The organism is Staphylococcus sp. HMSC057A08, from assembly GCF_001812925.1.
GTDB lineage: Bacteria > Bacillota > Bacilli > Staphylococcales > Staphylococcaceae > Staphylococcus > Staphylococcus hominis.
Genome location: NZ_KV810844.1, coordinates 20027 through 46485, shown reverse-complemented (window position 1 = coordinate 46485; position 26459 = coordinate 20027). Strand labels below are relative to the sequence as shown.

The window sequence follows — 26459 nt, the reverse complement described above, 5'->3', positions numbered from 1 at the left end:
TATGTCACTCCTCTTTTTTAATTAACTCTTTTAAATTTACGCTCTATTTGTTCTAAATCATTTTTTATACTACCATCTAATACAGTAGTCCCAACTTTTGCTCTAAACCCGCCAATTAAGTTAGGATTTATTTTAGTTGTAATATGTACTTTAGACAATTTAGTTTTGTTAAGAATTACTCTTTCAATATGAGATAATTCTTCTTCATTCAATTGATATACAGATTCAACCAAAGCATCACCTTGATTATAATGATGGTCATACAAATGTTTAAATTCTTTAAAGATAGAATGTATAAGCGCTAAATGACGATTATTTGCTAAAATCATTAGCATATTTTTTAAGTAATAGTTCGCATCCCCAAATACAATACCTGCAAATTTACGTCTTTCAGAAGCAGGTTGATTAGGATTTGAATCAATTGCTTTTAAATCATCAATGTAATTTAAAGTTGCATTACTAACTTCTTTTAATTCTTCATACATTAAATCTAATCGATCTTTATCTATAGAGACATCAAATAAAGCTTTAGCATATTTTTTTGCTACATCTGCCATTATTTATCGCCTGCCTCTTTAAGATACTTATCAACGAGACCTTTTTGATCTTGTTCTGAAATCTCTTTTTGTAAAACTTTAGAAGCAATTAAAACAGATAACTCAGAAACTTGATTATTAATATCTGCAAGAGCGCGTTCTTTTTCACTTTTGATTTCACTTTGTGCTGTTTCAATCATACCATTTGCACGTTCATGTGCATCTTTAATAATTTCTTCATGTTGTTTACGTGCTTGAATTCTTGCATCTTCAAGAATATGATGAACTTCATCTTGTGTTTCTTTAAGTGTCTTTTTATTTTCTTCTTCAAGTTTTTGTGCATTCAATTTTGCTTCTTCAGCTTCGTCAATATCTCTATTGATATCGCGTTCACGTTTATCCATTACTTCTTTTAATGGACCCCAAGCAAATTTTTTCAATAACGCCAATAGGATAATAAATGTAATAATTGTAACAATTGTTGTTCCCCATTCAACGCCACCTGCAGCTGCACCTAAAACAAATGAATTGGTTAATGCATTCACTGGCATTTGACACTCCTTTCATTATTAATCATCACTTTGCCACTAAATAAAACGAATGGCGAAGATCAAAGAGACTTCGCCTCGAACATTTCTTATCTGAATAATGTCATGAATGAGATAACAACGCCGATGATTGGTAATGCTTCAACTAAACCAATACCAATGAACATAATACTCATTAATTGACCACGTGCTTCTGGTTGACGTGCTACACCTTCAACTGTTCTTGAAACAATAAGACCGTTACCGATACCAGCACCTAATGCTGATAAACCGATTGCAATTGCTGCTGCGATTAAACCCATATTAATAATTCCTCCTAAAATGTTTGTTTATGTTAATGTGCGTCCGCAACTTTATGGGACATGTAAACCATAGATAGCATAATAAAGATATATGCTTGGATTGTACCGACAAAGATTGAGAATCCTTGCCATATAATTAAGCCAGGAATACTAATTATCCAGCCCCAGCCGTTTTGGAAAAACAGGCCAGCTAATAGTGATAATAGTAACTCACCAGCAAAAATATTACCGTAAAGACGTAAACCTAGTGTTAATGTTGAAGAGAATTCTTCAAAGACATTAATAATTGCTAATGGCCAGAAAGGTTTAAAGTAATTACCAACATATGCCTTTGTTCCACGCATTTTAACACCATAATAATGTGTTAATAAAATCATCATCGTAGATAACGTCAACGTTACAGTCGCGTCAGCAGTTGGAGATTTCCACCATAAATAATGATCATGTGTAACAATTGCAAATGGTAAACCTAGCATATTGGCAACAAAAATAAATAAAATTAATGTTACCGCCAAGAAGTGAAATTGACCACCTTTTTTCCAAGCCATGTTACTCTCAATAATGCCTCTTACAAAATCGAAAATCCATTCGATAAAGTTTTGTTTGCCACTAGGTCTTTTCTTGAGATTACGCGTACAAACAATAGCTATTATAAAAACAATAATAGCAGTAATAATAAGCATCATAATACTTGCTAAGTTGAAAACAATATCAAATCCAAACACATTCCAACTTACGAGTGGGGATTTGTGATCCATGTACTCACCTCTTTCTGTATATAGTTTACTATTTTAGCAAGAGAGGGCGTAAAATGATTAATACATAAGAAATCATAAGGCCTATCATTATACCAATGATATTTACATTCTCTTTAAAGACAACCCATACTATACATGCAATAATTGCGACTAAGTATCTCCATACATTGCCTGTAGAAATATGTATATTATCTGGTTGTTTTGTCCTAGAAAGATATATCTCAAAAATGTATGTGTTGATTAGAGACCCGAGTGTCCCAATTATTAAGCCTAATAAAAAAGAATTAGATTTAATAAAATACAAAATACTTAACATTATTAAAAAATAAATGTAATATTGAATGAATTGTCTAAATATGATGCTGAACCGTTTCATTCTTTGTGCCTCCAAAACTTATGACAATCATGGAAACCGTTCCACTCATACAAATTTAATAATAATATAGGGTAATTTATGTGTCAATTCTATTCAAATTGTTGTTTAATTTAACACCAATATTGTCATAAAATGTTCACAATTAAATCAACAATTTTTTAACTTTTCAAATTCTTTAGGTATTTCTTCGGTTAATCCTAAATAGTATTTAATGCTTTCACATATACGTTCAGATGCCTTTCCATCTCCATAAGGATTTTGAGCATATGCCATATTATTATAAACTTGTTTGTTCATTAATAATTTTCTTATTTCTTGATACACATGTGTATACTCTGTTCCAATTACTTTTAATGTTCCAGCTTCTACACCTTCAGGTCTTTCAGTTACATCTCTAAGAACTAAAACTGGTTTATTTAATGATGGTGCTTCTTCTTGAATGCCTCCAGAATCAGTCAAAATTAAATAAGCATGATTAGCAAAATTATGAAAATCAACAACATCTAATGGTTCAATAAGCTCTACCCTTGGATGTTTTTCTAAGTAAGCGTATGATAGTTTTCTAACTTCGGGATTCATATGTAAAGGAAAAACTACTACCACGTCTTCAATATCTTCAACGATATCTCTAACTGCTTTGAAAATATGTTCCATAGGTTTTCCAATATTTTCTCTACGATGAACGGTCAGCAATACAATTTTTTTATTTTTATGCTTTTCTATCAACTCAGAGGTATAATTTTTATTAATTGTAAAATTTAGTGTATCAATGGCAGTATTGCCAGTAATCACTATAGATGTCTTATCTTTATTTTCTTGAATTAGATTGTGTTTTGCACCAATAGTAGGAGCAAAGTGTAAATCGGCAATGTTACTAACCATCTGTCGATTTATTTCTTCTGGAAAAGGCGCATATTTATTCCCACTTCTAAGACCAGCTTCTATGTGTCCTACAGATGTATGATTATAAAATGCTGCTAATGCGCCAGAAAAAGTAGTCGTGGTATCACCATGAACAAGTACCATATCTGGACATTCTTTTTTCATAATTTGCTCAAGTTGAATAATAGATCTAGCTGTTATTTCTGAAAGAGTTTGCCCTTTTTTCATGATATTCAAATCATAATGGGGTGTTATGTTGAATGTTTTTAAAACTGAATCAAGCATTTCTCTATGTTGAGCAGTTACAACAATAATTGGTTCTAGCATTGAATCTTTTTCAAGTGCTTTAACTAAAGGTGCCATTTTAATTGCTTCTGGTCTTGTACCAAAGACTGTCATAATCTTTCTCATAATATTTACTCCTATAGTACTATTTAGTACCAAATAATCTATCCCCAGCGTCTCCTAAACCAGGTGTAATATATGCTTTTTCATTAAGTTTTTCATCTAAAGCTGCAATATAGATATCAACATCTTTATGCGCTTCTTGCATTTTTTCAACACCCTCAGGTGCGGCAATTAAACACATAAAACGAATATTCTTTGCACCTCGATTTTTTAGTGAATTGATTGCTTCGATTGCTGAAGCGCCTGTAGCTAACATTGGATCAACTACTATAATTTCACGCTCATCAATATCTTGAGGTAATTTAGCAAAATATTCTACTGCTTTTAATGTTTTAGGATCACGATACAATCCAATATGTCCTACACGAGCAGCTGGAACTAAGTTTAATACACCATCTGTCATCCCTAAGCCTGCTCTTAAAATAGGTACAATTGCTAATTTTTTTCCAGCTAATCGTTTGGCTGTCATAGTTGTTACAGGAGTTTCAATTTCTACATCTTGCAATTGTAAATCTCTTGTAACTTCATATGCCATTAGCATACCTACTTCATCAACAAGCTCTCTAAATTCTTTTGTTCCGGTATTTTTATCACGAATGTAACTCAATTTATGTTGAATGAGTGGGTGATCAAATACATGTACTTTACTCATAATTCATTTCCTCCATTTATGTTGTTATTCATATAGCGGATATTGTTGAGTCAATTGTTTTACTCTATCACTAGCTTCTTTCAATTTTGCTTGGTCATTTGAATTTTTTAATGCTGTACTGATAATTAAAGCTACTTCTTTAAATGCTACTTCATCAAAACCACGCGTCGTTGCAGCAGGAGTGCCTAGTCTAATTCCACTTGTAACGAATGGTTTCTCCTGATCAAAAGGTATTGTATTTTTATTACATGTAATACCAATTGAATCTAATGTTTCTTCAGCCTGTTTACCAGTTAAATTAACTGATTGTTTCACATCTACTGAAACTAGATGATTATCCGTACCTCCTGAAACAATTCTAAATCCTTCATCTTGAAGTGTTTCAGCTAAAGTTTTAGCATTTTTAATGACTTGTTCTTGATACACTTTGAAATCTGGTTCTAAAGCTTCTCCAAAAGCAACAGCTTTTGCAGCGATCACATGTTCTAGTGGTCCACCTTGAATTCCAGGAAATATTGTCTTATCTATCTCTTTTTTATATTTTTCTTTGCAAAGAATTAGGCCTCCACGTGGTCCTCTCAGCGTTTTATGAGTTGTACTGGTAACAAAGTCAGCATATTCTACAGGATTAGGATGTAATCCAGTTGCTACTAAACCTGCAATGTGTGCCATATCAACCATTAATTTAGCACCAACTTCATCAGCAATTTCTTTAAATTTCTTAAAATCTAATTGTCTAGAATACGCTGACGTACCAGCTACAATTAATTTAGGCTTATGTTTCAGTGCTAATTCACGAATTTCATCATAATTAATTCTTTCAGTTTCTTTATCTACACCATAATCGATAAAGTTATAAAACTTACCACTAAAATTAACTGAAGCACCGTGGGTTAAATGACCACCATGACTTAAATTCATTCCAAGCACAGTATCTCCCATTTCTAAAGCAACTAAATACACTGCCATATTAGCTTGCGAACCTGAATGTGGTTGTACATTTGCATGTTCAGCTCCGAATAAAGCTTTGATACGTTCAATAGCAATTGTTTCTGTAACATCAACATATTCACAACCACCATAATAACGACGACCTGGATAGCCTTCTGCATATTTGTTTGTCATTACAGATCCTTGCGCTTCCATTACCGCTTCTGAAACAAAGTTCTCTGAAGCAATGAGTTCAATATTATTGTTTTGACGGTTATATTCATTTTGAATCGCTTCATAAATAATGTGATCTTGTTCTTTAATATAAGACATATATTCCCCTTCTTCCTTTAGAACTTATTCGTATTTAGCTCTTTCTCCACCAATTTTTTTTGGTCTTGAAGTAGCGATTGTAACTATAGCTTCACCAACTTTTTTAACGCTTGTTCTCAATGGAACACAAACATGATTAATGTGCATTCCAATAAGCGTCTGACCAATATCAATACCTTTAGGCACTTTTATATATTCAATGACTATTGGATCGTTCATATGTTGATAGGCATATGTAGCAAGACTTCCTCCTGCATGAACATCTGGTACAACAGTTACTTCTTCCATAGTAAATGGATTATAATCTTCACGCTCAATTGTAATCGCCCTATTGATATGTTCACAACCTTGAAACGCAAATGAAACGCCCGTTTCACGTTTTATACGTTCTAATTCATTAAAAATAGTTTCAGCGACTTCCATTGAACCAACTGACCCAATTTTTTCCCCAATTACTTCAGAAGTTGAACATCCTATCACACACATCTCATCTTTCTTGAAAAAAGATTGGGATTTCAATTCATCCAGTAAAGTTGTAAGTTCTTGCATATTATTTCACCTCACTTGCAAAGATAAAAAGAAGCATAGCTGACAAGCTATACTTTTTTATTATAACTTATTTATTACTCAACTTATACTATTAGCGTAATATTTCTCTTTATTCTTCGTGTTTCAATTTGTTAATAAGAGAGTATAATTGGTTAAATGTGTGACGATAGGTATCTATGCTACCGCCAAATGGATCATCTATTTCACCTGTTTCTGATACATACTCACATAATGTATAGATAGGATATTCTGTCCCATATTGACTGATTAACTGTCTTTTATGATTATTGGTCATTGTTAAAATTAAATCACTTTTTAAGTCATCTTGACTGAATATTTGAGATACAGAGGGTTCTGGTAAATTATTTTCTAAAATAACTTCTAATGCTTCAGGAGTGATAGATTGTCCATTCATTGCAAATAATCCACGTGATTGAATAGAATCGTTAGGTAGAAGCGCTGTAGCTATACTTTCTGCAATAGGACTTCTACACGTATTTCCAGTACATACAAATATTATCTTCATAATTCTCTTCCTTTAACTATTTGATTTCCCGTTGCTTTCATCATACGATTCATAACTGCTTCAGAGCCTTCAATATTATCAAAAGTATAAATAAATGCTTTTTGTATTCGTTCATCATCATCAATGTCATGTAAAATTTTATATAAGTTATGATTAGCCCCTTTAACATCTCTTTGATTTTCACAAAGAGAGATAAATATACAATCTTTAGGTACATACTTTTTCATACTAGAAGGTAAAACAAATGCTAACCCTGATTCATTTAACTCAGAAATAGGTTGTGTAAATTCAGTTAACATATATACAGGTGTTTTAGGTGCATAGTGTTTATATTTCATACCTGGTGCTATGGGACGTTCTAATTGATTATAATCATATTGAATGACGCTGTGAGGTACCACGTGATTAAGCATTGTTTGAGTAATTGATCCTGGTCTTGCTATTCTAAAAGGAAATTGTGTGCAATCTAAAACTGTACTCTCTAAGCCTTCTTCACTTTGATCGCCATTTACAATACCATCTATTTTTCCATTTAAATCATTATACACATGTTGAAATGTCGTTGGAGAAGTTCTTCCACTTATATTTGCACTGGGTGCTGCGATTGGCAAATCAACATATTCTAATATGGCTCTTCCAATTGGATGACTTGGCATTCTTACAGCAATAGAATTAAGCCCACCTGTCACTTTCTCACATAAGTATCCTTGTTTTAAAGGAAGAATAAACGAGATTGGGCCAGGCCAAAATGCATTCATTAATTTTTTGACTTCCTTAGGGATAGTTGATACAAATGCATCCATTTGTGATTGCTTGTAAATATGAACAATCAGTGGATTATCAGACGGACGTCCTTTAGCTTTATAAATGTTTTCTACTGCCTGTTCATTTTTAGCATTGGCACCTAAACCGTATACTGTTTCAGTAGGTATCGCAATTAGACCCCCATTTTCATAAATAGTTTTTATTTCTGCTAATTGAGAAAACGTTTGGGAATCTTGACTATAATCTTTCATATTCCATATTTTTGTTTTCATTTTGATCACACCTTTCACATATGTGAAGTTATTAAAGAAAAAGAAGTGGGTTAGAAAATAATACATTTCTTTCCCACTCCACTATTACCACTTAAATGAAATCATTCTATTTAATCCGTTAATATCTTTCAAGAGATTTACATTAACATGCGGATATTTATTTATAATACGTGCTTTTAATATTTCTCCTTGATTATATCCAATTTCAAAAGTTACATAAGCCCCTTTATTAAGTACTTTGGGCAAATCATCTAGAATCATCTCATAAATCTCATACCCTTCATCCTCAGCAAATAACGCGATATGAGGTTCATACTTTACTACTGTGTCTTCCATATCTTTCATCTCAGTTTGATCAATATAAGGAGGGTTTGATATTAAGCCATCTAATTTAATATTTTCTTTAATAAGTGGTTTAAGGGCATTACCTTTTAAAAATCTGATATCCGCTTTTAATTGATGTGCATTATCAGATGCTACCTCTAGAGTATCTTCAATAAGATCTGTGGCTATTACATTTAAGGTTGGATTTAGTTTTTTAAGTACAATTGCAATCGCTCCACTGCCTGTTCCTATATCAGCAATTGTACTCCCATCCTTACAATGCTCTAAAAAATGAAGCATGACTTCTTCTGTTTCTGGACGTGGAATAAGACAATGAGAATTTACTTGTAATTGATATCCATAAAATGATTGAAAACCAACAATATATTGAATGGGCTCTCCTAATAACATACGGTCTAATGCAAGTGAAAATTTTGCTTCTTCAGCTTGAGACATCTCATCATACATATGCATTAAATAATCTGTCCTAGACCATTCAAATAAGTCTAACATCAGCCATTCCGCTCTAGATTGTTCAAATCCTTTTTCTTTTGTTAATTCAATTGCTTCTTGTAAGGTATCTTTAAAGCTCGCCATTATTTAGTTCTTTCAGTTTTTCAGTTTGCTCAGAAAGTGTTAATGCATCAATAATTTCATCCAATTTACCTTCCATAATTTGGTCGAGTTTTTGTAAAGTTAAACCAATTCGATGATCTGTCACACGACTTTGAGGATAATTATAAGTTCTTACACGTTCAGAACGATCTCCTGTCCCTACAGCTGATTTACGTTGAGCCGCATACTTTTGTTGTTCTTCTTGTAATTTCATATCATATAATCGCGCTTTTAATACTTTTAATGCTTTTTCACGGTTTTGAATTTGTGATTTTTCTGAAGACGTTGCAATAATACCGGTTGGAATATGCGTAATACGTACAGCAGAGTCTGTAGTATTAACGTGTTGACCACCAGCGCCACTTGAACGATACGTATCAATTTTCAAATCTTCATTACGCACTTCAATTTCTACATCTTCAACTTCAGGTAAAACAGCTACAGTCGCTGTAGATGTATGAATGCGTCCTCCAGATTCCGTTTCGGGCACACGTTGTACACGATGAGCACCATTTTCAAATTTCAACTTACTATAAGCACCACTACCTGAAACTGAAAAACTGATTTCTTTATATCCACCATGATCACTTTCTGCCGCTTCAACAATTTCAGTTTTAAAATTTTGAGATTCCGCATATTTTGTATACATTCTTAATAAATCGCCTGCGAAAATAGCTGCTTCATCTCCACCAGCTGCTGCTCTAATTTCGACAATAACGTCTTTTTCATCGTTTGGATCTTTAGGAATTAACAAGAATTTAAGTTGTTCTTCTAATTCTGGAAGTTCACTTTTTAATCCTGATGCTTCTTCTTTTAACATTTCAATTTCTTCTTTATCATCTGTTTCAGTTAGCATTTCATCTATTTCTGCTACTTCTTCTCTTTTACTTTTGTAATCTCTATAAACATCTACTGTTTTCTGTAAATCAGCTTGTTCTTTAGAATATTTTCGTAATTTATCTGGATCATTAACAATTTCTGGATCACTTAACATTTCATTTAACTGTTCATATCTTTCTTCAACAATATCTAATTGATCAAACACTATATTTCCTCCTTGTCATTGATGCTAGGTGCTACAATATGATGTGCTCTGCATCTTGGCTCATAACTTTCATTTGCTCCTACTAATATAATTGGATCATCAATTCTTGCTGGTTGTCCATTAATTAAACGTTGCGTCCGACTTGATGACGAACCACATATTGCACAAACGGCTTGTAATTTGGTCACTTGTTCACTTACGGCCATAATTTGAGGCATGGGGTCAAAAGGTTCACCTCTAAAGTCCATGTCTAATCCTGCTACTACAACTCTATGACCATCTTCAGCTAGCTTTTCTACTATATGTACAATTTCATTATCAAAAAATTGAATTTCATCTATACCTATGACATCAAATTGAGATAAATTTTGTAATAGTATTTCTCTAGCTGTTGAGATATTAATGGCTTCTAGCTCATTACCATCATGTGATACAACTTTCTCTTTATGATACCGGTCATCAATAGCTGGTTTAAATACGATTACTTTTTGTTTAGCATAAATTCCTCTTCTTAATCGACGAATTAATTCTTCCGATTTACCACTAAACATACTTCCAGTAATGCATTCAATCCAACCAGAATGGTAAGTCTCATACATTATAAGTTCCACCTTTTTCAAAACATAATCGCTTAATTATATCATATTTTCGATTATTATAAATGAGTTTATTACTGGGTTATCACTGAAGAAATTAATAAAATAGTTTAGAAATAAAAAAATACCTGCTTAATTCTATACATAATAGATTAGGCAGGCATTTTAAGTTCAAAATTAATTGTTGTTTGATTTGAGACCAAACTTTTTGTTGAAACGTTCCACACGACCATCCGCAGCAGCGAATTTTTGACGTCCTGTGTAGAATGGATGTGAATCAGATGATACATCTAAGCGAATAACTGGGTATTCGTTACCATCTTCCCATTCCATTGTTTCTGAAGAAGTTTTAGTAGAACCACTTAAAAATTTAAAGTTCGTTGTTGTATCTAAAAAGATGACTTTGTGGTAATCAGGATGAATTCCTTGTTTCATTTTTTTCAGCTCCTTTGCCCTGAACCATCTGGAACAGAGTTATTTGTGAGTTTTTACCCAATACTGTGTAATTATAATAGTTATTGAAGGAAAACGCAACCCTCAATCACATATTTTAGATAATTGGTTTTCCTGTTTTTGTACTTTCAGCGGCTGCCTTTTGCAATTGTTCAAAAAATTCTTTGTTATTTTCTGAACGTTTTAATTTTCTTATAAAACGCTCTGTAAAATCGGTAGAATCAGTAAACATATTTCTAAGTTGCCATAATGACTCTAATTCAGACTTACTAATTAATAATTCTTCTTTACGCGTAGAACTACGCCCAATATCAATAGCTGGGAATATTCGACGTTCAGATAATTTACGATCAAGATGAAGTTCCATATTACCTGTACCTTTGAACTCTTCATAAATCATATCATCCATACGTGAACCTGTATCTACTAGAGCCGTTGCTAAAATAGTTAGGCTACCACCTGCTTCAATATTACGAGCAGCACCGAAAAATGCTTTAGGCTTATGTAAGGATGCTGGATCCAAGCCACCTGACAATGTTCTACCACTAGGCGGGATAACAAGGTTATATGCTCTTGCTAAACGCGTAATAGAGTCCATCAAGATAATGACATCTTGTCCTATCTCTACAAGACGTTTTGCTCTTTCTAATAATAATTCTGCTACCTTAACGTGATGTTGAGGAGGTTCATCAAAAGTGGAATGTACTACTTCTGCTGACTCTACTGAACGCTCTATATCAGTTACCTCTTCAGGTCGTTCACCTACTAATAATATAAATAATTTAGCATCTGGTTTATTTGTACTAATTGCATTTGCATTTTCTTTAAGTAATGAAGTTTTACCAGCTTTAGGAGGAGCGACAATAAGACCACGTTGACCTAAACCAATTGGAGTAACTAAATCCATAATTCGAGTAGAATAATTTCGAGGCTCTGTTTCAAGAATAATTCTTTCCTCTGGATATAACGGAGTAAGTGCTTGGAAATGAGGACGTTTTTTTACAACTTCTGCATTTTCATCATTAACAAAGTCAACTTGTAGAAGTCCATAGTATTTTTCATTGTCTTTAGGCTTTCGTACTTTTCCAGTTACTTTATCGCCTCGTTTAATTTCAAAACGTCTAATTTGACTAGCTGATATATATATATCTTTTTCACCTTTAGAATAATTAACGGTTCTTAAAAAACCATATCCATCAGGTTGTATATCATCTAAAACACCCTCCATATAGTAATTTCCATCTTTTTCCATTTGAGCTTCCATAATTGCCAAGACAAGCTCACTTTTATTCAATTTACTATAATTAGTTAGTTTTAATGATTTTGCTTTTTGCGTAAGTTCTTTTGTCGTATAATTTTTATACAATTCATGAAAAGATTCATATTGTGGTGATGTTCGTTCTCTTTCAGGCATAAATTGCACCCATTTCTTATATTTTTATAAAAATCATCTAGCTACTAGCATTGTTAAATCATCTAAATGATTATAACTTAAATGTTTTAAACGTTAGCATCTTAAATACTAGAATTAATATAGCAAATTTTTAATTTAATTACAAAATGATTTTATTAAATTTCAAAAAATAAAACAGCTCATGGAACTAAAATGATTCCATGAACTGTATTTATATTAAACTATTTCATTATACTTAATTATTTAAAATAACCAGCAATTGATTTTACTTCTAAGAACTCTTCAATTCCGTAGTCGCCCCATTCACGACCGATACCAGATTGTTTATAACCACCAAATGGTAAATAGGGTTCGTTTGGAGATTCATTAATTTGAATTCTACCTGCCTCAATTGAACGTGCCACTTTTTGAAGCGTTTCTTTATCTTTACCAATTACATATCCTGCTAAACCATATTTAGTATCATTAGCAATTTCGATTGCTTCGTCTAAATCATTATATGTGATTACTGAAACAACTGGACCAAAAATTTCTTCTTGTGCAATAGTCATATCATTTTTAACATTTATAAAAATAGTTGGTCTAGCAAAATAACCTGTATCTAATCCTTCTGGTTTACCTGGACCACCATATAATAATTCAGCGCCTTCTTCAATACCTTTATCAATATAAGATTGTACTGTGTCGAATTGTTTTTTACTAATGATTGGTCCTACTTGGGTATTTTTATCAAGTGGATCGCCAACTTTAACATTACTAAACTCTTCTTTTAAGGCAGTTAAGAATTCTTGTTTAATACTTTCTGGAACTAAGATTCTTGTTCCTGCAGTACATACTTGACCAGTATTATTAACAACCTTTCCAGTTGTAGCTTTTGCAGCTTCTTTAATATCTACATCGTCAAGTACGATATATGGTGATTTGCCACCTAATTCAAGAGATACTTTTTTGATATCTTTAGCTGCTTTTTCCATAATTTTAGAACCTGTAGCTCCAGAACCAGTGAATGACATCATTCTAACTTTAGGATGTTCGCTTAATGGATTACCTACACCTTCACCATCACCATTAACTAAGTTAAATGCGCCTTTAGGAACGCCTGCTTTTTCAAAGATTTCAGCTAAAATTATTGCAGCAAATGGTGTTTCTTCAGAAGGTTTTAACACAACTGGACTACCTGCAGCAAATGCTGCTGCTAATTTAAGAGATGTTTGATTAGTTGGGAAATTCCATGGTGTAACTAATCCAGAAACGCCAATCGCTTCTTTAGTTACCAAATCATCTCCGCGACGTTCTTCAAATTCAAATGAATCTAAAGCTCTACGTGCTTCTGAAAAGTGTTGTAAACCCATTTGATAATGAACATTTTCTGAAACAGTTAGTGGAGCGCCTAACTCTGCTGTAATTGTTTCAATAATATCTTGTTTTCTATTTTTATATTCTTCTACTATTCTATCTAGTAGTTGTTTTCTTTCTTCAACTGAACTATGGCGAAATTCTAAATATACGTCATGAGCAGCTTGAACCGCTTTTTCTACATCTTTTTCATTACCTTTTGCAACTTTTCCAATAACTTCTTCTGTTGCTGGATTAATTACATCAATTGTTTCGTTACTTTCACTATCAATCCATTCACCATTAATATATTGTTGAGTATAATTTCTCATCAATGATTCACTCCTTAAGAATGTGTATGTCTAATATATATCCGATTTGATGTTATTTAAACATAATTAAAAGGTTAAAGTTTATATAAACTCCAACCTTTTAACTATATTATTTAACTGAATCGTTATGTTCTAATGTGACGTAATCTCTAGCCCATGCTTCAATTGGTCTTAAAGCCTCAGCAAGTGCTTTTCCTTTATCGGTTAACTCATAAACGATAGAAACAGGACGTGTAGAAATGACTTTTTTGTCTACTAATTCCCACTCACCTAATTCTGTAAGCTTAATACTTAATGCACGTGGAGTAATTGTTTTTAAATCCCTTTTCATATCGGAAAAGTGTGCAGTATAATCAGCGCATCGAGATAGGTAATTAATGATTAAACCGTTCCAACTTCTACCAACAATTTTAAAGGTTTCTTCGAGATATGGACAGATTTCCATTGTCTTCACCTCTATTCAAAACTTCTTAAACATTGCAGGTATTTAATATACTTCAGCAATTAATATATTTAAGTATATCAAAAATAATTAAACTTGTTCAGTCCAAATATCCGCACCTAATTCTTGAAGATGTTTAACGATATCTGTATATCCTCTATAAATATGTTTAACATTATAAATTGTTGTAACACCTTCTGCTAGTAATCCAGCAATAATCAAACAAGCTCCTGCACGTAAATCACTCGCATATACTTCGGCACCTTGAAGTTTAGAAGGTTTAATTGTTGCAGTACCAGTAGACGTATCTGCTTCAATACTAGCTCCCATATTTTTGAGCTCTTCTACATGGCGGAAACGAGCTGGATATATCGTTTCTGTAACGAAAGAAGGACCATCTGTCATAAATAATAAAGGCGTAATAGGTTGTTGTAAGTCAGTAGCAAATCCAGGATATACTAATGTTTTAATATCTACATTTTTATATGATGATTTACCTTTAATTACTATTTGTTCTTTATCATCATCGATATCAATATCAACGCCTAATTCATTTAGTTTAACTGTGAGAGCTTCTAAATGTTTAGGTACAATATTTTTAATTGTTACTTCTTCACCACAAGCAGCGGCAATACACATATACGTTCCCGCTTCAATTCTATCAGGAATCACTTGATATTCGGCTCCATGTAACTCTTCAACACCACTGATTTTTAGAGTACTCGTACCGGCGCCTTTGATATTTGCGCCTAAGCTATTTAAAAAGTTTGCTACATCTACTACTTCTGGTTCTTTGGCAGCATTTTCAATCGTTGTTTGCCCTTTTGCATGAACAGCTGCAAGCATAATATTGATGGTTGCACCAACACTTACCATATCTAAAAAGATGTTGGCTCCGTGCAATTCTTTTGCTTCTATTTTCATTGATGTATCACTTGATTCATCAATTTCAGCACCTAAAGCTTTAAATCCTTTAATGTGTTGATCAATTGGACGTGGGCCCAATGGACAACCACCTGGTAAACCAATCACACATTTTTTAAATCGACCTAACATGGCTCCCATCATATAATAAGAGGCACGTAAAGATTCAACTTTATTATTTGGTAATGGTGCATTTTTAATTTCTGATGTATCAACTTCTAATGTTTTACCATTAAGATTTGTTTTAATATTTAAATCTTCTAATAAACTCACAAGTGTTTCAACATCTGAGATTTGCGGTAAACCGTCAATTTTCACTTGTCCTTGCGCTAATAAAGTAGCTGGAATAATAGCTACGGCACTATTTTTTGCACCACTAATTGTAACTTCACCCTTTAGTGGTTGACCCCCTCGGATTTTAATTACTTCTTGACTCATTTATTTTTTCTCCTTTATCGCCTTTTGTAAAATTATACATAATTCGCATTATAAATTATATATTATTTATTTGTAAAACACTAACTTTTAAAAAAATTTAGCAATTATAATATTAATATTAATATCTAAAAATCTAATAATTCATATAACGGATTGATAACACTATTATAAATCAATTTATACAATTAATTAATTCTGTTTTTTCATAAATTTTATAAAAAGTTAATTTAATTTTTATACATCGTGAGTCAGTCATTGAGTAACACTCCGCACGACTAACTTTATACAAATACTTTAATAATATATCGTAAAATTTTGTATAAAATAAAAAAACTGTCAACAAAGCGATCACTTTGCTGACAGTTAAGGTTGCCTTAACCTTTAATAATCTTTATTTTATTTAGCACGATTAGACGTACCAAACTCTCTAATCTTGCCTTTTACTGTTTCTTTAATAGCTTCACGTGCTGGACCTAAGTATTTACGAGGATCGTAAACTTCTTTATCATTGTTCAATACATCTCTAACAGCTTTAGCTGAAGCAATTTGATTTTCAGTATTTACATTAATTTTTGCAGTACCATAAGGGATTGCTTTTTGAATATCTTTAGTTGGAATACCTGTACCACCATGTAAAACAAGTGGTAAGCCAGTTGATGCACCAATTTCTTCCATTTCTTTGAAGCCTAATTTAGGTTCGCCTTTATAAGGACCGTGTACTGAACCTAATGCTGGTGCTAAAGTATCAATACCAGTTCTTTCAACTAATTCTTGACATTCTTTAGGATCAGCATAGATGATACCGCCTACAACATCATCTTCTTGTCCACCCACTGTTCCTAATTCAGCTTCAACTGACACGCCATGTTGATGTGCATATTCTACTACTTTAGAAGTAATTTCAATATTTTCTTCAAATGGGCTATGTGAAGCATCAATCATTACTGAAGTAAATCCAGCATCAATAGCTTCTTTACACTTTTCAAAACTTGAACCATGATCTAGGTGGATAGCTACTGGTATAGTAATATTTAAATCATGCATTAAACCTTCTACCATTTTAACTACTGTATAAAAACCACTCATGTAACGTGCAGCACCTTCGGAAACACCTAAGATAACTGGCGCGTTCTCTTCTTGAGAAGCTTCTAAAATAGCTTGTGTAAATTCTAAGTTATTTAAGTTGTATTGACCAACCGCATAACCATTTTCTTTCGCATCGATTAACATTTCCTTCATTGAAACTAATGGCATGAAAGTTCCTCCTTGTATCCAATTACATAAATTTTCAAAAATTATTATAGCAGATAATATTTTTTATTGCATGCTTAATTTAAAAATAAGTGATAACTTTTGAAGCTTCATTGCATAAAATATCATATTTCATTACAATACTAATGAAATGGAGGATAATCATGTCAAAGATACTACAAACACAATTAACGGGTGTATTCAATCGTTTAGAAGACCAGGCGTTAGATATACAAATGGCTGCTCAATGTTTAATCCAAGCTATTGGTGGAGAAGGGTATGTATATATTAATGGTTATGGAGACTTAAAATTCTTTGAAACTTTTATATTAGACAGTGATGAAAAATTAAATTCTAGTAAAAAATTGAGTGAATTAAACAGTTTAAATGACTTAGACACAACTGACCGTGTATTTTTATTCTCTCCTTTTTATACCAAGGAAGTTGCTCAAGATGTTCAACAATTAATAGACAAAGATATTGATTTTGTATTAGTATGCAATCGTCCTAAACAAGAAGATTTCCCTGAACATCTTATGCATTTTGTAAACTTATCAACCCCGCGTCCAATCGTATATACTGAGGATTATGATAAAATTGTACAACCTCATACAATGGCGTTTAATTACATTTACTATGATATATATACACAAATGATTGAAATGACTAGAGACTTGGAATTATAAAATAACTTTATAATCATTAATACTTAACATGTACAGCCTTTAACTTCTATATAAATTGATATAAATGAAGCGGAATAGACTTTAAAAAGTAGTCTGTTCCGCTTCTATTTTGATATTTTAATTTTGTTGGTGTTTATAAGCAGCTTCTACAAAAGCTTTGAAAATGGGTTGTGGTCTATTAGGTCTAGATAAGAATTCCGGATGGAATTGACAAGCAATGAAGAAATCATTTTCTGGAATTTCTACCATTTCCACTAAACGACCATCTGGACTAGTACCAGAAAAGACCATTCCTTTATCTTCTAATTGTTCTCTATAAGTATTATTAAATTCATAACGATGACGATGACGCTCTTCAATATTTGTTTCATTATAAATATCATGCGCCAAAGTATGATCTTTAATAGTACATGGATAAAGACCTAAACGTAATGTGCCACCTAAATCTTCGATATCTTTTTGTTCAGGTAACAAATCAATAATTGGATATGGTGTATTTGGATCAAGTTCTGCTGAATGGGCATCTTTAAGGCCTACAACATTTCTTGCAAATTCGACAGTTGCTAATTGCATCCCTAAGCAAATGCCAAAATAAGGTATATTATTTTCTCTTGCATATTTGATAGCTGAAATTTTACCTTCACTTGCTCTAAAACCAAAGCCACCAGGAACTAAAATTCCATCCACATCACTTAAGTAACTCTCTACATTTTCGTCTGTTACTTCACTTGAATCAATCCATTTTACTACAACATCTTTTTTCAATGGATAACCTGCATGTTTTAGTGATTCAACCACTGACAAGTATGCATCTTGTAAACTTACATATTTACCAACTAAGCCAATAGTAATTGTACCATCTAATGAATTAACGGTATCTAATAAATATTGCCATTCATCTAATTGTGTATCGTATTTAGCATCTAAATCTAATCGTTTAATTACAATATCGTCCATATTTTGAGCACTTAATTGTAATGGGATTTCATATAATGACGATGCATCTCTACATTCAATAACACTCTCTTTATCTATATCACAGAATAAAGCAATTTTATCTTTTAAATCTTGAGTCATTTCATATTCTGTTCGAACAACAATTAAGTCAGGTTGAATACCTAAACCACGTAATTCTTTTACACTATGTTGTGTTGGTTTAGTTTTCATTTCTCCAGCTGCTTTAATGTATGGAAGTAATGTACAATGAACATACATAACATTCTCACGACCAAGGTCACTTCTAATTTGGCGAATAGCTTCAATAAATGGAAGGGATTCAATATCACCTGTTGTGCCGCCGATTTCGGTAATGACTACATCCGCATTTGTACTTTCTCCAGCTAATAATAAGCGTTCTTTAATTTCATTTGTAATGTGTGGAATCACTTGAACTGTTCCACCTAAATAATCTCCACGACGTTCTTTTTTTAGCACATGTGAATATACTTTTCCCGCAGTGACATTAGAATATTTATTTAAATTTATATCTATAAAACGTTCATAATGTCCTAAGTCCAAGTCAGTTTCAGCGCCATCATCTGTAACAAATACCTCTCCATGTTGATAAGGACTCATTGTACCAGGATCAACATTTAAATATGGATCAAATTTTTGAATTGTTACTTTAAGTCCTCTGTCTTTTAACAATCTTCCTAGAGAAGCGGCTGTGATACCTTTACCTAAAGATGAAACTACTCCGCCGGTTACAAAGATAAATTTTGTCATTGTCTGACCTCCTAATTTATTAAGGGTTGCTTCCTTACTCTATCTCTACAAAATTTAAACATTTCCTAAAAATAAAAAAATCGCTCCCTCTCACATATTTGTAAGGGGAGCGTATAACATTTATACACGTGTCCTAATTAAAGGAGCCCGAATAAAATTTTAACATTTTTCATTCAAAAGTCAATTAAAACTAATATTTAGTCATTAAAATCTTCTGCATCTTCAAATGCTTCTTCTTCACCTTCAGCGATGTCGTCATCATCATCTTCTTCAATAACGATATCTGAACCGTCAATATCTTCTTCATTATCATCAGAATCATCTAATGTTTCTTGATCATCCGTTTGAGCTGGAATATCATCGTCATCATCCATTTCATCGTCGCCAAGTAACTTAAGATTTTCATCTTCTTCATCATCGTCATCAAGAATATCAAATTTTTGAATTGTTGGTGCAATTTTTTCTTCAATATCATCTACTGAATACCAATCACGTAATCCCCATTGATTTTCACCAACGTTTAAGAAACGTCCATCTGTATTTAAATCAGTATAAAATTGTACAATACGGTTTTCAATTTCATCATATTCATAATTACCAAGGCTTTTAAATTCATCAATAATATCGTAGAGATTCATTGTTGACCCTTTATCATGTAATAAAGTATAAGCCATATCGATAAATGATTTTTCATCAACCATTTCTTTAGTATAATCTTGAATTTTCATTATAACTAAACTTCCTTTCAAAGGATTTTATTATCTTTATATTGCTTTTATTAATAGTAACAAAGATAAATTATAAATGACATTTTATGATTTCGCAATTGCTATTCAATTAGTAATTAATATATTTTTTGAAAATAACTAAGTCATCTGATTGATCTGTCTCAACAAAGCCGCTACTAATACATAATGGCTTAAGTTCATTATTTTCTCCAAATAATGTAATACCTATACTTCTTATTTCTTTAAAATGTTTGCGTACATATGTAGGGAGTTGTCTTAAAGCACTCCCAGCAATCCCCTCTTTTCTTTGATCTTTATATACTTCTATTGCGGCGATTTTTAGATGGGTATCTAGATGTTCGAGTGCAATAAATCCAACTTTTTGATCATCTTTTAATAAATCAATAATTTGATACATTGCAATATTTGAATCTTTATTCTCAACTAATTTCAATGACGATACATGTTTAGAATCCAAATCTAAATAGTATAAACGTTCTTTACCGATGGGTCCTTCTTCTTTAGTAGCTGTATGCATGAATCCAGCACGTTCATATACATTCCAGGCCCCTTCATTTTCAGTATCAACAACTAAATATAAATGATTGAAGTCTGGAAACAATGCTTGAACATATTGAGGTAAATACATCATCATAGTTGTACCATAGCCTTGTCCTTGAAACTTTTCATTAATAGACAATGATCGAACATAAACGACATGCTCAGGTGTATCATATCCTTCATGTTGATAATATTGATGAAGTACGAAGAATCCTACTACATCTCCATTTTCATTAATGGCAATATTAGCTACTCGATTTTCATCATTTAAAGCATCTTCTAATACAGATTTAGGTAATGATGAATAAATTTGTTGTCGTTCACTTAATTCAAAATTTAAGACATCATCGCGATATTGTTCTTCAAATTCTTGAATTGTAATGTTTTCAAATTGCTTTACTATACTCATAAAATTAGCCCCTATATCACAAAGTTGTTTTAATAATATCATATATAACCTTTAAATCTTATAAAATGATCTATTTACTCTAATATTTACCATTTATTTTATAATATTGTAAAATAATTGCAATTCGTCAAAATTATTATAGTATTAACTTGTCATATATTAATTTTAGAGGTGAAAAAAATGAGAGTAGGTATCGATGCCGGCGGTACATTAATTAAAATAGCAATGGAAGATGATACACACCGTACATTGTCAACTGAATTAACAACAGATATAAATAAAGTCATTCAATGGTTAAACCAAAATGAATTCGAAAAAATCAATTTAACAGGGGGTAACGCAGGCGTTATTGCTGAAAACATCAAACAATCATCCCAAATATTTGTTGAGTTTGATGCTGCTTCAAGGGGATTAGGTATTTTACTTAAGGAGCAAGGCCATCATATTAATCAATACATATTTGCAAATATAGGTACTGGTACATCTTTACATTATTATAACGGTCACCATCAAGAACGTGTAGGTGGAATTGGTACTGGTGGCGGAATGATTCGAGGTTTAGGTTATTTATTGACTGAAATATCTGATTATGAAACACTTACAGATCTCGCTCAATCTGGAAATAGAGATATTATCGATTTAAAAGTTAAACATATATATAAAGATTCTGAACCGCCTATTCCTGGTGAACTCACTGCTGCAAACTTTGGCAATGTACTAAATAATATGAATGAACATGTTACTAACTCAGATAAATTAGCATCTGTAGTAGGTGTCGTTGGAGAAGTGATTACAACGATGGCGATTACAGTAGCTCGTGAATACCAAACAAAAAATGTTGTTTATATTGGGTCTTCTTTTAATAATAATCCCTTACTACGAAAAGTTATTGAGGATTATACTGTCTTACGAGGATGCCATCCTTTTTACATTGAAAATGGTGCATTTTCAGGTGCAATCGGTGTCCTTCATTTAAGCTAATTCAAACCAAAAATATTAACATACAAATCCCAATAGATTTCTTAAAAAAGAAACCTATTGGGATTTGATTTAAAATGATAATTCATTAGATACTTTTTGTGGAGAAACAATGGTACCTACGACTCCAGGTTTTAAGTCTACTGCAACAGCTTGATCATTATCTCTTAATTTATCAAGCCATTCACTAAATACACTACCTTCGATTTCGATTAAATCACATTCTTCAAAATCTTTATCACGAACTTTTCGTGCCCGATTTTTAATACTCCATACAGGCATAATATTAGGTTTTTGATTTTCTTTATCACTAATAAGAATAAATCTTTTTTCCCCTTTACGTGTTAAACCAAAAACATGATTTTCTTTTGAAATATCTTTTGCAAATTCTTTAAGACGAATTTTGTCTAATTCAGACATGAGTTCATCCATCATGTCTACAACTTTGACAATATGTCCCTCTTCTTTAATTGAAGTATTGATTAAAATTTTATCACTTTCATCAAACAATTCATCCATGTCATACGTAACGAACGTATCAATATCAATATTTAATAGTCGATCAAATTGAATGTCTGAGTGATTTAAATACTCTTTTGCGATGTCTTCATTCGTCCACATCCCTGTATAATCACCATCTTCATGATGAATACGAATTAATTTTTTATTTTTACTAGCCAAAATAATGACTTCATTAATTAATATCTCTTTGAAATAGTCATTATGCTTATATTCCATTGCAAACCCTCTCTCTTAATATACTAATTAAATGTTAAATTATATTAAAATTAACGTCAAACATCTATATTCTTTTTTATAGTTAATTTAACCTATACTCTAACTTAATTAGTATCATCAAGTTCACTAATAAATGCTTGTTCTAATTGTTCAACTTCTTCTTTAGAATCAGCATTCCATATACATCCAAAGCGAGATTTCACTTCATCTTTACCAAACCAATCACCGTCATAATACGAAAGAGGATAAAGCACGCCTTGTTTAACATATTTTAAAATAACATTGAAAAAACGAGTATTATCTCCTCTTGAAAAATAACTATAAAATTTTTGATAGTTAGGATTTAATTCATCTTGCAATAGTAACATGCTTGTCGAACCATTTTGTCTAAAATTCAAATCTATAGCAAATACATTATCATTTTCATCTAATAATAAATCAAATCCTGCCACACCAATAAAGCCTAAGTTCACTCCATTTTGCATAATTTCACGACCAGCTTGAATCACTTTTTCTGGAACATCATGCACATTTTCATTTCCTGCGTATAGACCATATTTATCGGTAATTTGATGGGCAGTACCTAGATAGGTAATACCTATTTCTTTAGAATATGCAAATTGGACACAATAATTTTTAACTGCTTCTATTTTTTGTTCAATGATTAAATTATCGGTGGCATGGGCCGCTTCAAATATTCGTTTAGTTGCTTTTTCTAAGTCTTCGTCGTTATAGCAAATCATTACGCCATAGCCACCTGCAGTTGGTAATTCATCTCCTGGCTTAATTACAAAAGGATAATCCCAATCTTTGATACGACCTTTGAAGTCTCTAATTGACACAATTTCACGATCCGGTAAATATTTATGATTTGTCCATTCAGGAATACATGATTTATTATTTAAAGCTACAAAAACGTCTTTATCAATGGCATACGCTTCGTCATCTACTATGTCATTGTTTTCGATATATTGAAAATATATTTTTTTCCCTTCTTTATTGATAATCTCTTGTAACAAGCGTTCATACGTTTCACGATTTCTAAATGTATAAAGATGCTCCGGTATTTTTTTACCAATAAGATCAAATAGTTGTTGTAACTTATCTGTAATACTCGCTTCGTGTACAACAATCGGCATATCCTTAGCGATAATCATTTCACGACCAGTCAAAAAATTAGACTGATGTTCTTCTGTTGTGAGCCAAGGATTCAATGCATAAGAAGGTCTTGAATTATATACAATATTTTCATCATACAAATCACTTAACGTTAACTTTGGAACACTATATTCATTTTTCATTTATTTACCCCTTTATTTGAGAATGTTGCTCTACAACCTCATCAAATAGTTTTTTATTTTCAATTAATTCTAGTCCCATAAGAGCAATAATTTTTGCGCCTCGAATCAAAGCTTGATCGCCATGAACACTTGCAGCTGCTTCTCTAAAACGGTGTGTATGACCTACTAAATTTCTTGAGCCAATTTTAACATGTGGATGAATCGTAGGAACTATATGACTAACATTTCCTGTATCTGTCGAACCAAAACCAAAATCATCATAACTTACTTCTTCGCCAACTTCTATGGCGTATTTTTCAAATAATTCATCTAGTTTAGGTGTTTTTATAAATTCATTTACACCATTTTGAATAGGACCAAATTCATAGTCACAACCCGTTTGGATGGCTGCACCCCTTGCAATTTGATTAACACGTTCTGTTAAAATATCAAGTTCTTTTCTAGTAGTGGCACGTGTATAAAATCTTGCATGCGTATAATCAGGTATAATATTAGCAGCTTTACCTCCATCTAAAATCACACCGTGTACACGATGACTTTTCTTAATCTGTTGACGTAATTGAGCTACACCATTGAAATAAGAAATCATCGCATCTAATGCATTTAAAGCCTCATCCGCATTTTCTGAAGCGTGGGCGCTTTTACCATAAAATTTAATATCAAGCACATCAACGGCTAATGTATTTATCGTTGGATATGTTTCATTTCCAGGATGAATCATAAGTGCAATGTCAATATCATCAATCACACCGGCTTTTACATATGAAGCTTTCGCACTTCCATTTTCTCCACCTTCTTCGGCAGGACATCCTAATACAACTACTTTTCCACCAATATGGTCGATGACTTGTTTAAGTGCGACTCCTGCTAATACACTTGCTGTCCCAATGATATTGTGACCACACGCGTGACCTAAACCAGGTAAAGCGTCATATTCAGCTAAATATCCTATAGTTGGTCCTTCTTTTTCAGACTGGTAAGTTGCAATAAAACCAGTAGCATGTCCGGCAATATCTGTTTCTATCTCAAACTCATTTGCTCTTAATTGATCAATTAATGTTCTTGAAGCAAATATCTCTTCATTGCCTAACTCAGGACGCTCGTGTATACGATGGCTTATTTCGACATAATCGTACTTTTTATTCTCTATATAGTCTAATATCTCTTGTTTACTACTCATCAATCTATACTCCTTTTATACACGAATATTAATATCTATATTTATTTAGACATAAAGTCAATCAATTTCTTGATGTATCTTTAAATTTAATTATTACTTATTTTATCGGATTTACTATAGATTGTCATTAAATTCGTTTGAATTTACAAAATTTTCTTACAATAAGTATTTAAATCACTTAATTAAGAAAATTGTAAATGATTGGCACTCTTGTTACAATCATATTATTCAAGCAATGTATTTATAGGAGGAAATAAAAATGACTAAAATGAACGTTGAAAGTTTTAATCTTGACCATACAAAAGTAGTTGCTCCATATATTCGCTTAGCAGGCACAATGGAAGGGATTAATGGAGACGTTATCAAAAAATATGATTTACGTTTTAAACAACCAAATAAAGCGCATATGGATATGCCAGCGCTACATTCATTAGAACATTTAATGGCTGAACATATCAGAAATCATTCTGATAAAGTTGTAGATTTAAGTCCTATGGGTTGTCAAACTGGTTTTTATGTTTCATTTATTGATCACGATGACTACGAAGATGTATTAAATATTGTTGAAAAAACTTTAAATGATGTGTTAGAAGCTACAGAAGTTCCTGCTTGCAATGAAGTTCAATGCGGTTGGGCTGCTAGTCATTCTCTTGAAGGTGCTAAAGCACTCGCAAAAGAATTCTTAGATAAACGTAATCAATGGAACGACGTTTTTGGTGAAGGCAAATAATTAATAATTAAATAAACCATACCCTACCTAAATGCTTTAGGTAGGGTATGGTTTATTTAAATTTTATTATAATTTTTTTACGATAGCTATTAAAATGAATTGAAGTGGTAATCTTAAGTATAATGCCCACTTAGGAACAGATTTATTTCCTAATGGTAATTGCTTTCTTGCCATGTAAATGTTTGCTGGTAAAACTGCAAGTAAAAATGCATTAATACCTTTTTTCAACCAATCAGCAGGTCTTTTGGCTAATAACATAACTCCAAAGAACATTTCAAATACGCCTGTCACTAAAACTGCTGTTTTTCGTAATGGTAAATACTCCGGTACAATCGATCTAAATTGACGTTCATTTGTAAAATGTAGTATTCCTGCTGATCCAAATGCTAAACCTAGTAAATATCTCATTATTTTCAT

At 32.1% G+C, this 26459-nt stretch carries 30 protein-coding genes; 3 read left to right on the top strand and 27 right to left on the bottom strand.

What is annotated here, in order from left to right; genetic code table 11:
* Positions 1 to 17: 17 nt before the first annotated feature.
* The 20 genes from HMPREF2881_RS01215 to fdaB form a co-directional block, all read right to left on the bottom strand.
* Positions 18 to 557: a F0F1 ATP synthase subunit delta gene (locus tag HMPREF2881_RS01215; protein WP_002448668.1), complete on the bottom strand. Its 540-nt coding sequence runs from the start codon at positions 555 to 557 to the stop codon at positions 18 to 20.
* Entirely contained in the window at positions 557 to 1087 is a 531-nt protein-coding gene (locus HMPREF2881_RS01210) for a F0F1 ATP synthase subunit B (protein WP_002448661.1), read from the bottom strand. Before HMPREF2881_RS01210 ends, HMPREF2881_RS01215 begins: the two co-directional genes overlap by 1 nt.
* An 86-nt stretch (positions 1088 to 1173) precedes the next feature.
* Positions 1174 to 1386, bottom strand: coding sequence for a F0F1 ATP synthase subunit C (gene atpE, locus HMPREF2881_RS01205; RefSeq protein ID WP_002448651.1), 213 nt, complete (start codon positions 1384 to 1386; stop codon positions 1174 to 1176).
* Positions 1387 to 1418: 32 nt separating this feature from the next.
* Positions 1419 to 2144, bottom strand: a complete 726-nt coding sequence (atpB, locus tag HMPREF2881_RS01200) for a F0F1 ATP synthase subunit A (protein ID WP_002448665.1) — start codon at positions 2142 to 2144, stop codon at positions 1419 to 1421.
* A 28-nt stretch (positions 2145 to 2172) separates the two neighbouring features.
* Positions 2173 to 2520, bottom strand: coding sequence for an ATP synthase subunit I (locus tag HMPREF2881_RS01195; RefSeq protein WP_002455060.1), 348 nt, complete (start codon positions 2518 to 2520; stop codon positions 2173 to 2175).
* A 147-nt stretch (positions 2521 to 2667) separates the two neighbouring features.
* The gene (gene wecB / locus HMPREF2881_RS01190; protein ID WP_002448685.1) at positions 2668 to 3813 is read right to left on the bottom strand and encodes a non-hydrolyzing UDP-N-acetylglucosamine 2-epimerase; all 1146 of its coding nucleotides are present in this window, start codon (positions 3811 to 3813) and stop codon (positions 2668 to 2670) included.
* Positions 3814 to 3832: 19 nt separating this feature from the next.
* Positions 3833 to 4462: a uracil phosphoribosyltransferase gene (upp, locus tag HMPREF2881_RS01185; RefSeq protein WP_002448669.1), complete on the bottom strand. Its 630-nt coding sequence runs from the start codon at positions 4460 to 4462 to the stop codon at positions 3833 to 3835.
* A gap of 24 nt (positions 4463 to 4486) precedes the next feature.
* Complete coding sequence (gene glyA / locus HMPREF2881_RS01180; RefSeq protein ID WP_002448684.1) at positions 4487 to 5725, bottom strand: serine hydroxymethyltransferase; 1239 nt, start codon at positions 5723 to 5725, stop codon at positions 4487 to 4489.
* Between the two features lie 24 nt (positions 5726 to 5749).
* On the bottom strand, positions 5750 to 6274 hold the full coding sequence (locus HMPREF2881_RS01175) for a TIGR01440 family protein (protein ID WP_002448698.1): 525 nt from the start codon (positions 6272 to 6274) through the stop codon (positions 5750 to 5752).
* A gap of 109 nt (positions 6275 to 6383) precedes the next feature.
* Positions 6384 to 6800 carry a low molecular weight protein arginine phosphatase gene (locus tag HMPREF2881_RS01170; protein WP_002448647.1) on the bottom strand — a complete coding sequence of 139 codons (417 nt, stop codon included), beginning with the start codon at positions 6798 to 6800 and terminating at the stop codon, positions 6384 to 6386.
* The gene (locus HMPREF2881_RS01165) at positions 6797 to 7837 is read right to left on the bottom strand and encodes an L-threonylcarbamoyladenylate synthase (protein ID WP_002488137.1); all 1041 of its coding nucleotides are present in this window, start codon (positions 7835 to 7837) and stop codon (positions 6797 to 6799) included. The genes HMPREF2881_RS01170 and HMPREF2881_RS01165 overlap by 4 nt, the downstream gene beginning before the upstream one ends.
* Positions 7838 to 7921: 84 nt before the next feature.
* Positions 7922 to 8758 carry a peptide chain release factor N(5)-glutamine methyltransferase gene (prmC, locus tag HMPREF2881_RS01160; RefSeq protein ID WP_002448696.1) on the bottom strand — a complete coding sequence of 279 codons (837 nt, stop codon included), beginning with the start codon at positions 8756 to 8758 and terminating at the stop codon, positions 7922 to 7924.
* The gene (gene prfA / locus HMPREF2881_RS01155) at positions 8745 to 9821 is read right to left on the bottom strand and encodes a peptide chain release factor 1 (RefSeq protein ID WP_002488140.1); all 1077 of its coding nucleotides are present in this window, start codon (positions 9819 to 9821) and stop codon (positions 8745 to 8747) included. Before prfA ends, prmC begins: the two co-directional genes overlap by 14 nt.
* The gene (locus HMPREF2881_RS01150; RefSeq protein WP_002448715.1) at positions 9821 to 10420 is read right to left on the bottom strand and encodes a thymidine kinase; all 600 of its coding nucleotides are present in this window, start codon (positions 10418 to 10420) and stop codon (positions 9821 to 9823) included. The genes prfA and HMPREF2881_RS01150 overlap by 1 nt, the downstream gene beginning before the upstream one ends.
* 174 nt (positions 10421 to 10594) lie before the next feature.
* Positions 10595 to 10852 (bottom strand): type B 50S ribosomal protein L31, encoded by a 258-nt coding sequence (locus HMPREF2881_RS01145; RefSeq protein ID WP_002448672.1) that lies wholly within the window; start codon positions 10850 to 10852, stop codon positions 10595 to 10597.
* Positions 10853 to 10967: 115 nt separating this feature from the next.
* The gene (gene rho / locus HMPREF2881_RS01140) at positions 10968 to 12284 is read right to left on the bottom strand and encodes a transcription termination factor Rho (protein ID WP_070653597.1); all 1317 of its coding nucleotides are present in this window, start codon (positions 12282 to 12284) and stop codon (positions 10968 to 10970) included.
* Between the two features lie 239 nt (positions 12285 to 12523).
* Positions 12524 to 13951, bottom strand: coding sequence for an aldehyde dehydrogenase family protein (locus HMPREF2881_RS01135; protein WP_002488147.1), 1428 nt, complete (start codon positions 13949 to 13951; stop codon positions 12524 to 12526).
* A 109-nt stretch (positions 13952 to 14060) separates the two neighbouring features.
* Positions 14061 to 14396, bottom strand: coding sequence for a winged helix-turn-helix transcriptional regulator (locus tag HMPREF2881_RS01130; protein ID WP_002488141.1), 336 nt, complete (start codon positions 14394 to 14396; stop codon positions 14061 to 14063).
* Between the two features lie 87 nt (positions 14397 to 14483).
* A complete protein-coding gene (locus tag HMPREF2881_RS01125) occupies positions 14484 to 15755 on the bottom strand; it encodes a UDP-N-acetylglucosamine 1-carboxyvinyltransferase (protein ID WP_002488145.1) in 1272 nt (423 codons plus the stop codon).
* 396 nt (positions 15756 to 16151) lie between these two features.
* Positions 16152 to 17009 carry a class IIb fructose-bisphosphate aldolase FdaB gene (fdaB, locus tag HMPREF2881_RS01120; protein WP_002448638.1) on the bottom strand — a complete coding sequence of 286 codons (858 nt, stop codon included), beginning with the start codon at positions 17007 to 17009 and terminating at the stop codon, positions 16152 to 16154.
* Positions 17010 to 17170: 161 nt separating this feature from the next.
* Here fdaB and HMPREF2881_RS01115 point away from each other — a divergent pair, with 161 nt between their 5' ends.
* Positions 17171 to 17692: a DUF2529 domain-containing protein gene (locus HMPREF2881_RS01115; protein WP_002455052.1), complete on the top strand. Its 522-nt coding sequence runs from the start codon at positions 17171 to 17173 to the stop codon at positions 17690 to 17692.
* A gap of 117 nt (positions 17693 to 17809) precedes the next feature.
* Here the strand turns inward: HMPREF2881_RS01115 and HMPREF2881_RS01110 are convergent, their stop codons facing one another.
* The 3 genes from HMPREF2881_RS01110 to HMPREF2881_RS01100 all read right to left on the bottom strand — a co-directional run bounded on the left by HMPREF2881_RS01110 (position 17810) and on the right by HMPREF2881_RS01100 (position 21115).
* Positions 17810 to 19417, bottom strand: a complete 1608-nt coding sequence (locus HMPREF2881_RS01110) for a CTP synthase (RefSeq protein ID WP_002448707.1) — start codon at positions 19415 to 19417, stop codon at positions 17810 to 17812.
* A gap of 197 nt (positions 19418 to 19614) precedes the next feature.
* On the bottom strand, positions 19615 to 20145 hold the full coding sequence (gene rpoE, locus HMPREF2881_RS01105; protein ID WP_002448639.1) for a DNA-directed RNA polymerase subunit delta: 531 nt from the start codon (positions 20143 to 20145) through the stop codon (positions 19615 to 19617).
* Between the two features lie 109 nt (positions 20146 to 20254).
* Complete coding sequence (locus HMPREF2881_RS01100) at positions 20255 to 21115, bottom strand: GNAT family N-acetyltransferase (protein WP_002448658.1); 861 nt, start codon at positions 21113 to 21115, stop codon at positions 20255 to 20257.
* Positions 21116 to 21295: 180 nt separating this feature from the next.
* Here HMPREF2881_RS01100 and coaW point away from each other — a divergent pair, with 180 nt between their 5' ends.
* Entirely contained in the window at positions 21296 to 22096 is an 801-nt protein-coding gene (gene coaW / locus HMPREF2881_RS01095; protein WP_002488139.1) for a type II pantothenate kinase, read from the top strand.
* 69 nt (positions 22097 to 22165) lie between these two features.
* On the opposite strand, the gene HMPREF2881_RS01090 is transcribed toward coaW, so the two are convergent.
* The 3 genes from HMPREF2881_RS01090 to HMPREF2881_RS01080 form a co-directional block, all read right to left on the bottom strand.
* Positions 22166 to 22831 (bottom strand): DUF2750 domain-containing protein, encoded by a 666-nt coding sequence (locus HMPREF2881_RS01090; RefSeq protein WP_002455050.1) that lies wholly within the window; start codon positions 22829 to 22831, stop codon positions 22166 to 22168.
* Positions 22832 to 22935: 104 nt separating this feature from the next.
* Positions 22936 to 24132 carry an L-aspartate--L-methionine ligase LdmS gene (locus HMPREF2881_RS01085; protein WP_002488135.1) on the bottom strand — a complete coding sequence of 399 codons (1197 nt, stop codon included), beginning with the start codon at positions 24130 to 24132 and terminating at the stop codon, positions 22936 to 22938.
* 4 nt (positions 24133 to 24136) lie between these two features.
* Entirely contained in the window at positions 24137 to 25312 is a 1176-nt protein-coding gene (locus tag HMPREF2881_RS01080) for a M20 family metallopeptidase (RefSeq protein ID WP_002448654.1), read from the bottom strand.
* Positions 25313 to 25571: 259 nt separating this feature from the next.
* On the opposite strand from HMPREF2881_RS01080, the gene HMPREF2881_RS01075 reads away from it, so the two are divergent.
* Positions 25572 to 26042 carry an S-ribosylhomocysteine lyase gene (locus HMPREF2881_RS01075; protein WP_002448640.1) on the top strand — a complete coding sequence of 157 codons (471 nt, stop codon included), beginning with the start codon at positions 25572 to 25574 and terminating at the stop codon, positions 26040 to 26042.
* Between the two features lie 66 nt (positions 26043 to 26108).
* Here HMPREF2881_RS01075 and HMPREF2881_RS01070 read toward each other — a convergent pair whose 3' ends face one another.
* Positions 26109 to 26459: a DoxX family protein gene (locus HMPREF2881_RS01070; RefSeq protein WP_002448667.1), complete on the bottom strand. Its 351-nt coding sequence runs from the start codon at positions 26457 to 26459 to the stop codon at positions 26109 to 26111.

What these genes read in the sequence shown, in the direction of transcription:
- HMPREF2881_RS01175 (WP_002448698.1), bottom strand. Translation starts at nt 6,274, where the DNA reads ATGCAAGAACTTACAACTTTACTGGATGAATTGAAATCCCAATCTTTT.
- HMPREF2881_RS01130 (WP_002488141.1), bottom strand. Translation starts at nt 14,396, where the DNA reads ATGGAAATCTGTCCATATCTCGAAGAAACCTTTAAAATTGTTGGTAGA.
- fdaB (WP_002448638.1), bottom strand. Translation starts at nt 17,009, where the DNA reads ATGCCATTAGTTTCAATGAAGGAAATGTTAATCGATGCGAAAGAAAAT.
- wecB (WP_002448685.1), bottom strand. Translation starts at nt 3,813, where the DNA reads ATGAGAAAGATTATGACAGTCTTTGGTACAAGACCAGAAGCAATTAAA.
- HMPREF2881_RS01100 (WP_002448658.1), bottom strand. Translation starts at nt 21,115, where the DNA reads ATGAGTATAGTAAAGCAATTTGAAAACATTACAATTCAAGAATTTGAA.
- rpoE (WP_002448639.1), bottom strand. Translation starts at nt 20,145, where the DNA reads ATGAAAATTCAAGATTATACTAAAGAAATGGTTGATGAAAAATCATTT.
- upp (WP_002448669.1), bottom strand. Translation starts at nt 4,462, where the DNA reads ATGAGTAAAGTACATGTATTTGATCACCCACTCATTCAACATAAATTG.
- HMPREF2881_RS01110 (WP_002448707.1), bottom strand. Translation starts at nt 19,417, where the DNA reads ATGACAAAATTTATCTTTGTAACCGGCGGAGTAGTTTCATCTTTAGGT.
- glyA (WP_002448684.1), bottom strand. Translation starts at nt 5,725, where the DNA reads ATGTCTTATATTAAAGAACAAGATCACATTATTTATGAAGCGATTCAA.
- HMPREF2881_RS01145 (WP_002448672.1), bottom strand. Translation starts at nt 10,852, where the DNA reads ATGAAACAAGGAATTCATCCTGATTACCACAAAGTCATCTTTTTAGAT.
- HMPREF2881_RS01085 (WP_002488135.1), bottom strand. Translation starts at nt 24,132, where the DNA reads ATGAAAAATGAATATAGTGTTCCAAAGTTAACGTTAAGTGATTTGTAT.
- HMPREF2881_RS01195 (WP_002455060.1), bottom strand. Translation starts at nt 2,520, where the DNA reads ATGAAACGGTTCAGCATCATATTTAGACAATTCATTCAATATTACATT.
- HMPREF2881_RS01215 (WP_002448668.1), bottom strand. Translation starts at nt 557, where the DNA reads ATGGCAGATGTAGCAAAAAAATATGCTAAAGCTTTATTTGATGTCTCT.
- HMPREF2881_RS01165 (WP_002488137.1), bottom strand. Translation starts at nt 7,837, where the DNA reads ATGAAAACAAAAATATGGAATATGAAAGATTATAGTCAAGATTCCCAA.
- HMPREF2881_RS01210 (WP_002448661.1), bottom strand. Translation starts at nt 1,087, where the DNA reads ATGCCAGTGAATGCATTAACCAATTCATTTGTTTTAGGTGCAGCTGCA.
- HMPREF2881_RS01070 (WP_002448667.1), bottom strand. Translation starts at nt 26,459, where the DNA reads ATGAAAATAATGAGATATTTACTAGGTTTAGCATTTGGATCAGCAGGA.
- coaW (WP_002488139.1), top strand. Translation starts at nt 21,296, where the DNA reads ATGAGAGTAGGTATCGATGCCGGCGGTACATTAATTAAAATAGCAATG.
- rho (WP_070653597.1), bottom strand. Translation starts at nt 12,284, where the DNA reads ATGCCTGAAAGAGAACGAACATCACCACAATATGAATCTTTTCATGAA.
- HMPREF2881_RS01150 (WP_002448715.1), bottom strand. Translation starts at nt 10,420, where the DNA reads ATGTATGAGACTTACCATTCTGGTTGGATTGAATGCATTACTGGAAGT.
- HMPREF2881_RS01090 (WP_002455050.1), bottom strand. Translation starts at nt 22,831, where the DNA reads ATGGAATATAAGCATAATGACTATTTCAAAGAGATATTAATTAATGAA.
- HMPREF2881_RS01125 (WP_002488145.1), bottom strand. Translation starts at nt 15,755, where the DNA reads ATGAGTCAAGAAGTAATTAAAATCCGAGGGGGTCAACCACTAAAGGGT.
- HMPREF2881_RS01115 (WP_002455052.1), top strand. Translation starts at nt 17,171, where the DNA reads ATGTCAAAGATACTACAAACACAATTAACGGGTGTATTCAATCGTTTA.
- HMPREF2881_RS01075 (WP_002448640.1), top strand. Translation starts at nt 25,572, where the DNA reads ATGACTAAAATGAACGTTGAAAGTTTTAATCTTGACCATACAAAAGTA.
- atpE (WP_002448651.1), bottom strand. Translation starts at nt 1,386, where the DNA reads ATGGGTTTAATCGCAGCAGCAATTGCAATCGGTTTATCAGCATTAGGT.
- prmC (WP_002448696.1), bottom strand. Translation starts at nt 8,758, where the DNA reads ATGGCGAGCTTTAAAGATACCTTACAAGAAGCAATTGAATTAACAAAA.
- HMPREF2881_RS01135 (WP_002488147.1), bottom strand. Translation starts at nt 13,951, where the DNA reads ATGAGAAATTATACTCAACAATATATTAATGGTGAATGGATTGATAGT.
- atpB (WP_002448665.1), bottom strand. Translation starts at nt 2,144, where the DNA reads ATGGATCACAAATCCCCACTCGTAAGTTGGAATGTGTTTGGATTTGAT.
- HMPREF2881_RS01170 (WP_002448647.1), bottom strand. Translation starts at nt 6,800, where the DNA reads ATGAAGATAATATTTGTATGTACTGGAAATACGTGTAGAAGTCCTATT.
- HMPREF2881_RS01080 (WP_002448654.1), bottom strand. Translation starts at nt 25,312, where the DNA reads ATGAGTAGTAAACAAGAGATATTAGACTATATAGAGAATAAAAAGTAC.